The sequence below is a fragment of the Halobacteriovorax sp. DPLXC-1 genome (genome assembly GCF_036903125.1).
GTDB classification, from domain to species: domain Bacteria; phylum Bdellovibrionota; class Bacteriovoracia; order Bacteriovoracales; family Bacteriovoracaceae; genus Halobacteriovorax_A; species Halobacteriovorax_A vibrionivorans.
Genome location: NZ_JAYMCO010000004.1, coordinates 1 through 14,783, shown reverse-complemented (window position 1 = coordinate 14,783; position 14,783 = coordinate 1). Strand labels below are relative to the sequence as shown.

12 protein-coding genes are annotated in these 14,783 nt (G+C 35.3%); 10 read left to right on the top strand and 2 right to left on the bottom strand.

Annotated features, from left to right (window positions below; translation table 11 throughout):
• Nucleotides 1-83 precede the first annotated feature (83 nt).
• Genes VCM44_RS14160 through VCM44_RS14150 form a run of 3 tightly spaced genes read left to right on the top strand, consistent with a single transcriptional unit; the run spans nucleotide 84 to nucleotide 3,194 of the window.
• A complete protein-coding gene (locus VCM44_RS14160; protein ID WP_334679182.1) occupies nucleotides 84-1,955 on the top strand; it encodes a hypothetical protein in 1,872 nt (623 codons plus the stop codon).
• Nucleotides 1,948-2,784 (top strand): mechanosensitive ion channel family protein, encoded by an 837-nt coding sequence (locus tag VCM44_RS14155; RefSeq protein WP_334679181.1) that lies wholly within the window; start codon nucleotides 1,948-1,950, stop codon nucleotides 2,782-2,784. The genes VCM44_RS14160 and VCM44_RS14155 overlap by 8 nt, the downstream gene beginning before the upstream one ends.
• Before the next feature lie 29 nt (nucleotides 2,785-2,813).
• Nucleotides 2,814-3,194 carry an MAPEG family protein gene (locus VCM44_RS14150; protein ID WP_114706264.1) on the top strand — a complete coding sequence of 127 codons (381 nt, stop codon included), beginning with the start codon at nucleotides 2,814-2,816 and terminating at the stop codon, nucleotides 3,192-3,194.
• Here VCM44_RS14150 and VCM44_RS14145 read toward each other — a convergent pair.
• Nucleotides 3,178-4,116, bottom strand: coding sequence for a CoA transferase (locus tag VCM44_RS14145; protein WP_334679180.1), 939 nt, complete (start codon nucleotides 4,114-4,116; stop codon nucleotides 3,178-3,180). The genes VCM44_RS14150 and VCM44_RS14145 overlap by 17 nt on opposite strands.
• On the bottom strand, nucleotides 4,109-6,172 hold the full coding sequence (locus tag VCM44_RS14140; protein WP_334679179.1) for a thioredoxin domain-containing protein: 2,064 nt from the start codon (nucleotides 6,170-6,172) through the stop codon (nucleotides 4,109-4,111). Before VCM44_RS14140 ends, VCM44_RS14145 begins: the two co-directional genes overlap by 8 nt.
• Nucleotides 6,173-6,344: 172 nt before the next feature.
• Here VCM44_RS14140 and VCM44_RS14135 point away from each other — a divergent pair, with 172 nt between their 5' ends.
• The 7 genes from VCM44_RS14135 (at nucleotide 6,345) to pheT (ending at nucleotide 14,269) form a co-directional block, all read left to right on the top strand.
• Nucleotides 6,345-7,274, top strand: a complete 930-nt coding sequence (locus VCM44_RS14135; RefSeq protein WP_114706261.1) for a lytic transglycosylase domain-containing protein — start codon at nucleotides 6,345-6,347, stop codon at nucleotides 7,272-7,274.
• 88 nt (nucleotides 7,275-7,362) lie between these two features.
• A complete protein-coding gene (cmk, locus tag VCM44_RS14130; protein ID WP_114706260.1) occupies nucleotides 7,363-8,052 on the top strand; it encodes a (d)CMP kinase in 690 nt (229 codons plus the stop codon).
• The gene (locus tag VCM44_RS14125) at nucleotides 8,049-9,116 is read left to right on the top strand and encodes a glycosyltransferase family 9 protein (protein WP_334679178.1); all 1,068 of its coding nucleotides are present in this window, start codon (nucleotides 8,049-8,051) and stop codon (nucleotides 9,114-9,116) included. The genes cmk and VCM44_RS14125 overlap by 4 nt, the downstream gene beginning before the upstream one ends.
• 10 nt (nucleotides 9,117-9,126) lie before the next feature.
• The gene (locus VCM44_RS14120) at nucleotides 9,127-10,149 is read left to right on the top strand and encodes a bifunctional heptose 7-phosphate kinase/heptose 1-phosphate adenyltransferase (protein ID WP_114706258.1); all 1,023 of its coding nucleotides are present in this window, start codon (nucleotides 9,127-9,129) and stop codon (nucleotides 10,147-10,149) included.
• Between the two features lie 7 nt (nucleotides 10,150-10,156).
• A complete protein-coding gene (locus VCM44_RS14115; RefSeq protein WP_114706257.1) occupies nucleotides 10,157-10,672 on the top strand; it encodes a DUF4416 family protein in 516 nt (171 codons plus the stop codon).
• Between the two features lie 89 nt (nucleotides 10,673-10,761).
• On the top strand, nucleotides 10,762-11,823 hold the full coding sequence (pheS, locus tag VCM44_RS14110; protein WP_114706256.1) for a phenylalanine--tRNA ligase subunit alpha: 1,062 nt from the start codon (nucleotides 10,762-10,764) through the stop codon (nucleotides 11,821-11,823).
• Between the two features lie 19 nt (nucleotides 11,824-11,842).
• Nucleotides 11,843-14,269 (top strand): phenylalanine--tRNA ligase subunit beta, encoded by a 2,427-nt coding sequence (gene pheT / locus VCM44_RS14105; RefSeq protein WP_334679177.1) that lies wholly within the window; start codon nucleotides 11,843-11,845, stop codon nucleotides 14,267-14,269.
• Nucleotides 14,270-14,783 lie beyond the last annotated feature (514 nt).

The following is a 14,783-nucleotide window of genomic DNA, read 5'->3' as shown; positions in this document are numbered from 1 at the left end:
TTGTTATGATAGTCGGTATTTTACATATTATAGGCAATTATACCCATATATTAAGGAATTAGGTGCTTGGTTATAATAAACACATGTCATTTAGCATCAAACAAGTTCAACAATTTTTAGAGAAACTCTTTCTTATGTTTAAGGAGGAGTCGCAATTAATAATCAGTCGTGTTGATCATTTTATTATATCAACGCCCTTAAAGGCCTTTATTATCTTCGTATGTGGAATAATTGGTCTTAGGATTATCACTTTAGGATATCGAAAGTATCGACTTAGAGAATTAGACGAATTGGATCGAGCACGTTCTAGCTTATATCGATTTATTGATTTCAATTCGTATTACATTATTATCTTTTTATGTCTTGATATTTTCAATGGCTATTTAGAGAAATTTAATCGTGCTGATTATCTTCTGGCCATGCATATTTTTGGAAATTTTCTACTCGTCTACATTCTCTATATAAATATTGGCTACCTACATAGTTTTCTAAATTTAAACTTTAGAGTCTATTTTAAAAGAAGTAATAAAGACTTTGTAAAAGATAGTAAGAAATTAAGATATATAATCACACTTACAACACTAATATATATCGTATTGTACAATTTATTCTCAACTTTTCTTGGGCATAATATTATAAGTATAATTTTCTTTATTATTTATACAAAAATTTTACTGGACTATGAAAAGTATGCAGACATCATACTTGCAAAGATTATCCCTTCTTCCATATCAATTGGAGCAAAGCATATTCCGAAGTTTGTAATTCATTATGTACTGCCTCTAGTCTTTTATATTTATACGCTTTTATATTCTCTTTACCTCGTTATTTTACTTGCTAATAACACTAGAGATTGGAGTCGTAATATATTATCAGGACTCCTCGAGCAGCACCTTGAAAACTTTAGACAAGATAGCTTTAATGAAATTGATATTCCTGAAGATTATAAAGCTTGTTTTGAAAATGAAGAAGATGTTCAAATCGTTCGTAAACCCGATCCTGCCGCAATGGCCTATGATCGCATTGATGAATGGTTAAATGGTGTTAATCCTTCTTACCATCTGGCCTTCTCTGGTGGTGCGGGAAGTGGTAAGAATCATATCTTAAATAAGATTCTAAAACGTTACTCTTCAGTGAATTCTTTTAAAATAAATATTCATGAAAAGATTACTGAAGGGAGTATTCTACATAAAAGACTCGAACAATTTGTAGGTAATGGGGATGAGGATGAGAAGAAATTTGTTATTGTAAACTCCGCTCATAATCTCTTCTTGTCAAAGCTTAATGGGTTTAAGGCCTTTGATGCGCTTTTTAATATTATAAATAGTAGTTCAAAGAATGTATTTTGGCTTACGATTTGGAATGCTAATTCTTTAAATCTTATCAAGCATATTTATAATAAATATGAACTTTCTGCAGACTCCGTTTTCATTAGACCATGGGATAAAGAAGAGCTTAAAAATCTCATTATTAAACGTCATGAAAAAAGCGAATTAGAGATACGTTTTCAGCCGGAATTATTTGAAGTTATGTGCCATTTTGGTGCTGATCGAAGCATTGAAAATGCACTTGATATATACTTTAGAATTTTAGGAAAACAAACTGGTGGTAATCCTCAGGCCGCGATTAATACGTGGTTGAAATCAATATTGAGTATCGATGATAAGAGTATCGAATTACACCTTCCAAGTAAGAAACCAATACATGAGATAGAGAGTTTAACAGATGAGTCTCTCTTTGTTCTTTCTACAATACTTTCGCATGAAAGACTAAATATCGATCAGATATCAGCAACAACTGATCTTAGTGAAAAGGTTGTTAACTTTGTTCTAAAAAATGGTCTTAATAAAGGCATTATTGATAAGGATAAAGAAGATAATAGCTATCTTATCAGGAAGGATTGGTTATACGATTTAAAGAAGATTTTAAAGAAAAGGAACTTTATCTATGAATAAAGCGCTTAAGGATACAATTCAATCTAGTGAGAAAGTAGCAAGCTTATTTAGTTCGATTAGTTCTGAAGTCATATTGAGTATTTTCTTTGGGTTTTTATTTCTTTATTTATTTGCAAAGACCTTAAACTGGGCACTTGAATACTTAGCTATAAAGATACCTTCTTATCGCTTATCGATTCTTCAATTTAATACAATTGCGACTCATATCACTTATATCGTAGGAAGCTTATGGATTCTCTATGTTGCTATTAACCCTTCTAAAGAAATGGTTTATGCCATTATGGGCTCTGGAGCAGTTGCGATAGGTTTCTCTCTAAAGGACTTAGTTTCTTCAATTATTGCAGGGATTATTCTCATTTTTGATCGCCCGTTTCAGGTGGGGGATCGTATTAGCTTTCGAGATAATTATGGCGATATTATTAGGATTGGTCTCAGATCTGTAAGAATTCGAACACTAGAAGACTCTGTTGTTACAATCCCAAATAATTTATTTCTAAGTGAAAATGTCTCTTCTGCTAACTCTGGTGAAAGAGATATGATGGTCTGTAGTGATTATTACTTTAAAAACAATGTTGATTTGAATCAGGTTTTACCAATTTTAGATGAAGTAACGAGAACTAGTCGTTTTGCTTATCTAAATAAGCCTGTTAAGATTATTACATCGAGTGAAAAATTTGAAGAAATAGTAGGCTTAAAAATTACTGTTAAGGCCTATGTTTTAGAAACAAAATACGAAAAAGATTTCACGACCGATATTACAAAACGCTTTTATCAAGGCCTAAGAGATGAGAGTTTGGAAGACTCACTGATTTCTTCTACATCGTCTTAGTCGTCATATATTTATTAGAGGGAGTTGATATGGAATTACAAATTTTTTACCGCTACTGCGGTGTACTCGGTCTTATTTACTTATTACTAACTTTCTACGTCATTCGAATGAGATGGAAGCATCGTGTAGGTCTTGGGCATGGTAAGAATGAGCATATGACCAAAGCAGTTCGAATTCATGGAAATTATAATGAATATGTTCCATTTATTCTTATGCTTACTTATTTTGCTATCCAAAAGAATGCAATTAATCTGATGGCGATTCACTTTCTTTTAGGTGGTCTGGTATTATCGAGAATTTCACATTTTATTGGACTTAGAAAGTCGGCCGGCTCAACAATCTATCGAATGTTTGGTACCGGCGTCATTATCGTGGCATTATTTGCTATAAGTATTACTTTATTAGGTTAATACAGATATCAAGGCTTCCCAGCTTTTCTTTGACTTGTTGGGAAGTCATCTCACCGAAAAGGTCTTTAAGCCTTTTATGAATTGAGCCATCAGTCTTAAAACGATCTTCATCACTTGCTTCAAATGAAAATGCTTCTCTAAATGATTGCCAAAATTTATCTTCTACACATGCCATAACGACAAAGTGTGAATCTTTTGTTTGGTAGATATTGTAACAAGGGTAGAGTCCATTATGGAGAAACTTGTGATCTGTATCTCTAATATCTTTCGGCCAAAATGCATCAAATACTTCTTGAGTTGATTCATAAAGATATGAGTTTATTGTTTCAACTTTATTTGATTCTTTAGACTTATACATTGCTCCAAGAAGATCAAATGCCATTTTTTGTCCAAAGTTAATACCTGCAAGAGGTAAAAACGGTGGAGCTACATCTTCAACAGAATTAATATTTCGCAGATGAAGACTTAGTAGGCCAGTCATGGCCAGTGCATTAAGGTCATGCATGTGGCTCATGGCCTCTTTTGAGGCAAGTGGAATCACTGCTGCAAAACTTTGTTTTACATTCTTTTGTATGTCTTCAATTGTGATACCAAGTTTTTGTTGAATCTTTTTTGGAATCCCCATAATTATGGCATCGGCCTTAAAGATTGTTTCTCTAATTTGCTCTTGTGCAGCCTCATTATTGAAGTCTAGTCTTAGAATCGTTTTATTTGCATTCAATTCTTCGTACCACTTAGGAAAAGAATTATCCATTTCTGCAAATAGGCCATAGATAAATGGGTCCTTAAACTTTGCATCTTCTATCTTGATTACATCAGCTCCAAGGCCTGCAAGTAATTTCCCTGCAAGTGGCCCTGGTAGGCGATGTGAAAAGTCTATAATCGTTTTTCCGGCCAATGGCCTTTCGTGTGTACTACTCATTTGTTGCCTGTGGTTGGTTTGGCTTTAAAGTTTCAATGAAGTGATCTAGTCCTTCACCAGTCATCTCACATTCATTTGTTCCACAAATTTCCCATCTTTCACCTTTGTCTTCGTGGAAGTCGAAAACAAAACGTGGGAGGAAGTAGCAGATAAAACCTGCAAACTCTTGATTTGTGAGCCATGCTTTTGGACATTTAATTACTTTATAAGCATTTGCTGGATATGAAAGTGCTCTTAGACCTTCTCCTGAACCCGCTGGGTTTTTTAGTACATCGTGAGTTACATTTTCCATAAGCTCTTTGATATCTTCAAGCATATCGACTTCACCAAATAGTACACTTGATCTTCTTACAAGTTGAATAAGCGTGCTAACAGGTGAGCGGAATGATTGATCAAAACTTGTGAAGTCTTGATTTGGATAAAGTTCCGCATCTTGATCTCTTATTGCTCGTGACTTAAGACGTCCATCTACTAAGAAGTCTTTTATAATAAAACCTAGAGTATCTTTTAGGTTCTCTTTAAATACAGGATTACCACTAAGCTCATAGATTCTTAATTGTGCTTCAGCAAAGAATACGTAGTCTTCTAGTAGTGAAACTCCAACTGGACGTGTTGTTGTATGTCTTAGTCGCATTCCCTTTGGTGTTGTTTCAAGGAACTTCTTATATGTTCCTTCAACGATACGATTAAATAGAGTACTTGCTGCACTTCTTATTGCTGGAATTTGAGTAAATTGCATTACATCTGAAAGTGCAGAGATCATATGAAAGTTCCAACTTGCGATCCCTTTATTATCTGTCATAGGAGGAATACGTAGCTTTCTTTCATTTAATAATGCTTTTTTAGCATTTCTAATTAAGTCCCAAGACTCAGGTGTGAAAATCTCTTGGGCCTTTTCGTTATTAATAGTTAAAACATTTAAGCCAGAATCAAAGTTTCCTTTTTCTGTTACGCCAAACCATTCCTTTAATTTATCCATATTCTTAGTAAGGGCTTCATCTTCTGTATCGAATCGTCCAAGTGCATCTTCAAACTCTTGTTGAGTATATGTGAAATATAGTCCTTCGACTCCTTCACTGTCAGCATCTTGAGCAGAGAAGAAGAAGTTTTCTTCTTCATTAAGCATTTCTGCTTTTAAGTACTCAAGCGTATTAAAGATACCATCAAAGATTAAAGGTGATGGGTAGAGCATACTTGTTTTTGCAAGAAGCTTTAAAAGACCAGCTTGGTCATAGAGCATCTTTTCAAAGTGAGGTACAGTCCAGTTATTATCTGTACTATAGCGATGCATTCCACCTCGAACTTGGTCGTAGATACCACCCATAAGCATTCTTTCAATGGATTTTATTATATGCTCACCATGTTCTTTCTTAACAACACCTTCAAGCATTTGCTCAATGGCCCATTCATAGAAAGCTAGTTGTGGAAATTTTGGAGCCTCTCCAAAACCGCCGTTTTCATTATCTTTAAATTGCTTAAGAACATCCATTACTGAATTTGGGTGAGGGAAGTGTCCCTGGAAGTCTACCTTCTCTGGAGAGATGAAGCCTTTTTCAATTGCCTCAAAAGCTTTATTCGAATTCTCAGTAACTGTTTCAACCTCTTCGTTATAGGCCCTAACAAGTTCTTTTAGAACATCTTTAAATGCAGTTGATTTTCCTTTTGCTTCTTTAGGAAAGTACGTTCCAACAAAGTATGGCCTTAAGTTAGGCATAAGAAACGCGCTTAATGGCCAGCCACCACCGTTTGTAAACAATTGACATGCTTGTTGATAATAATTGTCGATATCTGGATGCTCTTCACGATCAACTTTGATATTGATGAAATGCTCATTTAGATACTTTGCTGTTTCCTCATCACAAAATGACTCTTCTGCCATGACATGACACCAATGACATGAGCTATAACCAATTGATAGAAAGATTGGTTTATTATCTTCCTTTGCTTTTGTTAGGGCCTCTGGTCCCCAGGCATACCAGTGGACTGGGTTGTCCTTATGCTGTTTTAAATATGTTGATTCTTCATCCTTTAATCGATTAAATCCAATATCTGTCATTTCAACTCCTAAAAATTTATATATCTATTATGCGTGAAATATATGAAATTTAAAGGATAACCTCTTAATATCCTGTAATTAAATGAATATTTTTTGTAAATACTACTATAGTAGTGCGTTATAAGTTTATTTTAACTAGACGAGAGCGTTCAACGGGGGTAAAAAGCCCGTTATGAAAGCTTCGAGTGAGCGATATAACTCACATCTTGAACATTTTAGTGCTTACTGCATGAACGTAAGATCTTTGTTTATTTTAGGTCTGTGTGCAGTGACGGCCGTGATTTCTTTTGACTTCTTTTGGACGCCAGCAACGAAAAATTTTCGTGATCTAGGTCTACTTGCAGGAATCTCTTCTGAGGGGAAAGCCTTCACTCCTTATAATACTTATAATTTTAAGGATACAAACCCATTCTTTAAAAGACTTCATTTAGGATACCTTTCTTCAATCGATAAAAAGACTCTTGAAGACGCTCTTATCGATCATATGGAACATCCAATAGATAAAAGAGCTAAGAAGTATATTTCTTCACTTCTACACTTTGCTGAACAAAGACAACTTGATCCTCTTTGGGTAATTTCAATTGCATGGACAGAAAGTCATTTTAATCCGAAGGCCCAAAGTTATGTAAAGGCACAAGGTTTAATGCAGATTATGCCAAAGACAGGAGTATTTCTTCATAAGCTTCTTAAAAGATCACTAAATAAAGAAGATATTATTCAAATCTTACGAGTTCCTCATGTGAATATGGAGCTAGGCGTATATTATTTAAGTCGTCTATATAAGAGATTTGGTCTTTATCGTTATGCAACTGTTGCATATAATATGGGACCAGGCTTTGTTCGTCGTAGTCTTCGTTATAATCGTCCAGTAGGAATCAAGAATGTCTATTACGACAAGGTAAAGAAGAATTACAAGAAATTGTTAGCAGCTGTTGACTCGCTAAGAGAAAAATCACGTGAATATGGTCACGAGAGTATAATTCACGTTAAAAATCATACTTTTGACATTAATTACTATTTAGGTCTTGATATTGTTCCAACTAAGGAAGAGCTAAAGCTAGCTAGTAAAGATATGAAAAACTCACGCCTTGCGAAAAATTAACGACTGCATTGAGTCATCTTTTCAACTTCAAATAGTTTTCAAAAATTGTTATATTCATTCCTTATAATTCACAGGATAAGGAAGTTGTATGACATATTCATCAGTTATTGCCATTGATGGCCCAAGTGGAAGTGGTAAATCAACTGTTGCAAAACTATTGGCCAAGGAATTGGGGATTCTCTATATCGACACTGGAGCGATGTTTAGAGCGTTAGGCTTAGCTGCCCATGATGCCGATGTTGATCTTCATGATCACCAAGCAGTAGAAAAATTCTTAAAAGAAATCAAACTCGAGTACGGACAAGCTGATGCTCTTGTAAAAGTCGATGGTAAGGACTTAAGTCAAAGAATACGTGAGCACCACGTATCAAAGCTTGCCTCTATTATTTCACAAATTCCTGTCGTAAGAACTATGCTTCTTGATTTCCAAAGATCAATAGCTAAGGAAAAAGTGTGTGTCATGGAAGGCCGAGATATCGGTACAATTGTTTTTCCAGATGCTTTTATTAAGTTCTTTGTTACAGCTTCAATAGATATTAGAGCACAAAGAAGATACGACCAACTAATAGAGAAAGGTCAAAGCGATATCGATCTAGAACAACTTATAAAAGATGTAAAAAAACGAGATGAAAAAGATATGGGTCGAGAAGTTGCTCCTCTTGTTAAAGCAGATGATGCAACACTTGTTGATACTAGCGAGATGGATATCTCAAAAGTTATCTCAACTCTAAAACAAGACGTTCATGCTCGTGCAAAAGAGGTTGGAATAGATCTGTGAAATATCTCATCAGTCGTACTGACGCCATTGGATCAAATATACTTACAATGCCAATGGCACAGGCCATAAAAGAAATGGACCCAAATGCGACTGTTGCCTTTATAACGTCAAAAACTTCTGCTGTGCTTTTTAAGAACCATCCTTATGTTGATAAGGTTTTTATTTTAGATCGAGCAAGCTCCTATCCAAAGAAAGTAAAAAAGTCTCTGCAAATATTTAATGAATATAAGCCAGATGTCTATCTGTATACAGGAGGCTCTCAAACGCCAAACTTTGTTGCCTGGCTCAAAAAGATACCTTTTCGCGGAGGTCATTTAAAGAGATGGCAATCAAACTTCACTTTAAATCGAGCGATTAGACAAGTACGCTCTGAGGTTGAAGGACATGAAGTTTTCTATAATCTGGCCTTACTTGGTGAGCTTGAAAATTATTCAAAAGTTCAAGATAAAGAATATCTGCCATTTTTTAATTTTAAAGAAAGTGATTCAGATATAAGTGACTTTAATAAAGAATTAGAGGCAAAAGGACTTGATTCTAGTAAAGAGCTTATCTTCATACATCCGGGTGCATCTGAGGGGATTTTAAGTTGGCCTGCGAAGAATTTTGCAACTTTTATCAAAAGAATTAACAACATCTATCCTAACCGATTTAATTTCATTATTTCTCATATACCTTCAGATATGAAGTATGTGGCGCCAATAAAGAATGAGCTGGTGGATCATGAAGAAAAAAACATATTTTACTTTGATGGAAAGAAAGGTGGAATTGTTAACTTTCTAAATATCTTAAAACACGCTAAACTATTTATCGGGCCAAGCTCTGGAGCAATTCAGATGGCCGCAGCTCTTGAAGTGGCGTTAATTGCAATTTTTTCTCCCATCAAGAGCCAATCTTCTTTACGCTGGGGAGCAAAAGGTAAGGGCTTTATTAAAAATATTACCCCAAATGTTGTATGTGGCGAGCCTGATACATGCCTAGGAATAGAGTGTCCTTATTATGATTGTATGGCAAAATTAGAAGAAGATAGAGTAATTGAAATAGCAAAATCAGTTTTAAATAAATAATGGAATAACTATGACAAAATTAATTTCACCTCAACGCTTTGATGCAATTGTATCTAACCTTAGTAATATCAAACCGATCTTAGTGGTTGGAGATGTAGGGATCGATAAGTATACATCTGGAGTCGTTAATCGAATTTCCCCAGAGGCACCTGTTCCTTTAGTTGAAGTACAAAAGGAATGGCAAAAGCTTGGTCTTTCAGCAAACGTATCAGAAAACTTAAAGACCTTGGGAGTAGAGTCTACTCTCTGTGGAGTAATGGGTGATGATCTTAACGCTAATGTTCTTGAGGATCTTCTAGAGGAAGCAGGGCTTTCTACATGGGGAGTTGTTCGTTGTGAAGAAAGGCCAACTGTTTTTAAAGAAAGAATTGTCACTGATCACCAACAAATATGTCGTATCGACTATGAATCAAAGAAGCCAATTAGTGAAGATGTTGAAAAGAGACTAATTGGGCGAATTAACGAATTAAAAGAAAACCATGGTGCCCTTATCTTAGAGGATTACTCTAAAGGTGTTCTCACTGAAAGTCTTATTTCAAGACTTGTTAATGAATTTAAAGAGTCAAAGAGTTTAATCGCTGTTGACCCAAGTCGCACTACACCTCCATTATTTTACAAAGGGGTTTCTCTTCTTAAACCAAATCATGTTGAGGCCAAGTTAATGGTAAATCAATTAGGTTACTCGCAGGATATGCAGGTTGAAGAAATTGCAGATATTCTAGTCGATAAGTTGCAGCTAGAAAAAATCATCATTACTCTTGGAGCACGTGGTATGGCAATGCTTGATACTAAAGGTGATGGTAAGCTACATATGATCCCAACTGTTGCAAACGAAGTTTATGATGTTTCTGGTGCAGGAGATACGACGATCTCACTTCTTGTTGCCTGTTTAGAAGCAGGAGGCAGTCTTGAGGAAGCAGCATGGGTTGCCAATTGTGGTGCTGGTGTTGTTGTTGGAAAAGTAGGAACGGCAACTGTTTCTCAAGATGAGCTAAGAAATTACTACGAAGTTCTTAAAGAAAAGATGAAATAGGTATTTCTTGAGTGATTTAAGGCCAGCTACAGATGCATTGCTATTTATTAGCGTTCTCTATAATCATAAGAAGTGTAATTTAGAAGATATCATTGCCACTTTGGGAAGTGGTTATGAACGACCTATTATTTTTAAGCACGATTTTTTTCCAATGAAAGAGTATTATAGTAAGGAGATGGGTGAGGAGCTTTCACGCTCTTTTATTTTCTATCCTAAGCCTATTTCTCGTGAAGAGCTTGTCAGCATTAAGGTGTATTGTGATGAGCTTGAAAAAGGCCATCAGCAAACAAGTGGCCGATCGTTCAATCTTGATCCTGGTCTTATAACTCTTGATCAAGTTCTATTAAGTAGTGGTAAACCATACTCTCATCGAATCTATCTAAAAGACGGCGTTTACGCGGAACTAACTTATCAGTTTAAAGCAAATAGCTACCATCAATTAGAGTGGACATATCCTGATTACCAGCATCCCGAAATCATCCAGCAATTTAACTGGTTTCGCTCATTTTTATTGGCACTTTAAACACCCCACGTCTTGCCTTTTCGCACACCGCATGAAAAACTCCCAAGGTTATTATTGAATGTTTATAAATAGTCGAATAGGTGGGAATTATGATTGATAAGCTAAATGAGGCTTATGAAAAGTTTCAAGCTGAAATTGAAACTCTTAGTGCACAAGCAGATGTTTTATCTCTTAAGTCGAGTTACCTTGGGAAAAAAGGTGCCGTTTCTGAGATCCTTAAATCACTAAAGGATGCAACTCCAGAAGAGAGAAAAGAGATTGGACCAAAAGCAAATGAAATTAAACAAGAAATTGAGAAATTAGTTGCTAAGAAGCTTTCAGATATTGAATTAGCTCAAATAAATGAAAAACTTAGTAAAAATAAGATCGATATTACTTTTACAGATGCTGTAAAGGCCAAAAATAATAATCATGGTGGATTTCACCCAAGAACTCTAGTTCAGCAAGAAGTAGAAGATATTTTCTTATCAATGGGCTTTGAGGTCCTTGATGGCCCACATATTGAAACAGAATTCTATAACTTTGAGGCACTAAATATCCCAGGAGATCACCCTGCACGAGATATGCAAGATACTTTCTGGTTTAAAGATGAGAAATCTCCTGAAGGTAATAAGCACCTTCTTAGAACTCACACGTCAACAATTCAGGTCAGAGGGATGCAGTCTCGCAAACCTCCATTCCGCTTTATTGCTCCTGGAACTGTATTTCGTTGTGAAAGAACAGATGCTTCTCATGAGATGGTCTTCCAACAATTAGAAGGAATGATGGTTGGAAAAGATATTTCTGTTTCAAACCTAATCTACTTCATGAAAGAAATTCTAACGGAGATCTTCAAAAAAGACGTCGAAGTTAGACTTCGCCCTGGATACTTCCCATTTGTTGAGCCTGGATTTGAGCTTGATATTAAATGCCAAGTTTGTAGCGGTAAGGGATGCTCTGTTTGTAAACAAGTTGGTTGGGTCGAGCTACTTCCGTGTGGAATGGTTCATCCAAATGTTCTAAGAGCAGGTGGCATTGATCCTGAAGAATATAATGGATTTGCATTTGGTCTTGGTTTAGATCGACTTGTAATGATGAAGTATGGGATTGATGATATCCGCCACCTACAATCAGGTGATCTAAGATTTAATTCACAATTTAAAGAATATTAGAAAGGTTTAAGGAATATATATGTTAATTAGTATCGATTGGATTAAAGACTTCGTAAAAGTTCCAGACTTAGATGCAAATGAAATTGGATCAAAATTTACTCTGGCCACAGCAGAAGTAGAAGATGTTCTCTCTGTTGGAGATCACTTAGAAGCTATTACTGTTGTTGAAGTATTAGAAAAAGAAAAGCACCCTGAAGCTGATAAGCTTAATCTTGTTACATTCACAAATGGAAAGGATAAGTTTCAAGTTGTTTGTGGTGCTGCAAACGTTCGCGTTGGAATGCGTACTGCATATGCTCCATTGGGAATTACATTACCAAATGGATTAACTCTTGAGCCAAAGAAGATTCGTGGCGTTTTATCTGAAGGAATGCTTTGTTCTGAAGAAGAGCTTGGTTTCGCTGAAGACTCTGCAGGGATCATTGAACTTGATAAAGTTTTTGATAACCCAGAGCTTGGTAAGAATATGCTTGAGCTTTATAATGAAAAGAAAGATGTTCTTTTAGATGTAGATAATAAGTCTTTAACTCACAGACCAGATCTTTGGGGACATTTTGGTATTGCTCGTGAATTTGCAACGATTTTTGAAAATGAGTTACAAAACCCATTTAATGAATCTTGGTCAAAGGACTTGAAGTCTAAGTTCTCTAGTGATGCAGCTCCAATGAAAATTAAAGTTGAAGAAGGGACAAGTTGTCTTGGTTACTTTGGCCTTAGTGTCGATAACGTAAAAGTAGGAGAGTCTCCTCTATGGATGAAGAAACGCCTTCAAGCTGTTGGCCTTCGTCCTATTAATAATATCGTTGATATCTCTAATTACGTTATGCTTGAGCTAGGGATTCCTCTACATATCTTTGATCGTGAAAAGATTAGTGGTGATACTGTTGTAATCAGTTCTCTAAAAGATGAAACTGAATTTACAACTCTTGATGAAGAAAAACGCAAGCTTGTTGCTGGAGATACTGTAATTGGTGATAGTGATAAGCCTCTTGTTCTTGCAGGTATTATGGGCGGGCTTAATAGTGGAGTTGATGAAAATACTTCTAAGATTTTCATTGAAGTTGCTAATTGGAAAGCTGCTGAAGTTAGAAAAACATCAACGCGTTTAGGTCTTCGTACAGACTCTTCATCTCGTTATGAAAAAACTCTTGATTCTTTAATGCTAGAGAGAACACTACTAAGAACTCTAGAATATATCCTAAAAGAAAACCCTGAAGCTAAAGTTATTGGTGATATTCAATATGATGGCCCTAATCTTTCAGAGATTAAACCAGTATCAATTGAATCAAGTGCTGCAAAAATTAATAAGGCACTTGGTAAAGAAGTTTCTTTTGATGAAATGAAGAGAATCTTTACAAGCTTAGATATTCAAATTGAGGGAAGTGCAGACAAGTTTATTGCACATATTCCAAGTTATCGAGCTACGAAAGATATTGAAACAGGATCATGTCTTGTGGAAGAAATTGGACGTGTTATCGGCTTTGATAATATTGCTCCGACTTCTCCAAAACTTGATATCTCTCCAGTAAAGCTCTCACCAGCACAGAAACTTCATCGTAGCATGAAAAACTTTATGGTTAACCATGCAAGTGCTTTTGAAGTCATGACATATCCTATGATTGGACCAAAACTTTTAAAGAAAGCAATGTATGATCACAAAGGTGGTTTAGAGCTCATTAATGCCCTTTCTAAAGACGCTGCACTTATGCGAGAGTCATTAGTCCCAAGTTTCTTAGAAGCAGCTGCGGCCAATGCTAAGAACTCTAGTGCATTCAAATTCTTTGAGATTGGTCGTACGTATCATGCAAATGATAAAGACTTTGTTAAAGAAGAGAGTGTGTATGGAGCACTTTATTTTGATAAAGAAGCAACTCCGTTCATGGATCTCTTAAACGATACAACTCGCTTACTTGATAGTGTTAATATTAATCATCAATTAAATGATCGTAACCCTAAGTTTAAAAGTAATGCAGTTGATGAAGATTGGAATGGTATTCATCCTTACGAGTTTTATAACTTAAGAATTCAAGGAAAGATGGATGGTGTAATCTTCTCTGTACATCCTCTAGTACTAAAACAATTTAAGATTAAAGGTAATGTTTCTATTGCTCTTGTTAATATGAGTGCTTTTGAATCGCGCCCACAAAAAGATAAAGTAAAGTATCAACCGCTAGCAAAATTCCCTGGTTCTACTTTTGACTGTACAGTTGAAGTAAGTGAAGAAGTCGCTGTAGGTGATATCTTAAAGAGTTTATCTAAGCTTAAGATTAAAGAATTAACTTCTACAACTATTGCAGACATTTATAAGCACGATAATATGAAGTCAGTAACATTAAGAAGTGAGTTCTTGGATCCAAATAGCACTTTATCTGGAGAATTTATTACTGAAGCAAGTAATAAGATCGTTGAAACTCTCGAAAAAAATGGTTTTCCACTAAAAAAATAGTTAAAGATTTTAGATTTTTACCGATTATAAAAGGCCACTCACTGAGTGGCCTTTTTTTATGCATTTTTTACATATCTCGACTTTTCGAATTTTCAGTATGTTACAGGTTTGTCAGTAGGTTAAGCTACTATCTAAATTAAGTACACTCTAATAATCGTAAGTAATTAATATTGTTATTGAAATTAAGATAAAAAAAAATGAAAAAAACTTAAAAAAAGTATTGACGGACCAGGTACGGTTTCATAATATGCATCTCGTTCCAAACAACAAACGAAAAAAAACAAACGTTGGAAAACAACGCTGATAACTTTTTTTCACATTGTTAAAAAAAGGCTTTACATGTTGAACATGAACATGTAGTCTCGGACAGCTCTTTAACATTCAAATAAAGTAATAAAGATTTGCTGCTTCGGTAGCAATCAAGATGAGAAGAAATCCAAAAAAAGTTTTAAACGGTTTTTGAAAGATCTGACGTAACTGAATCATTGAAGTTACTTCAATCAGTCAGATGCCA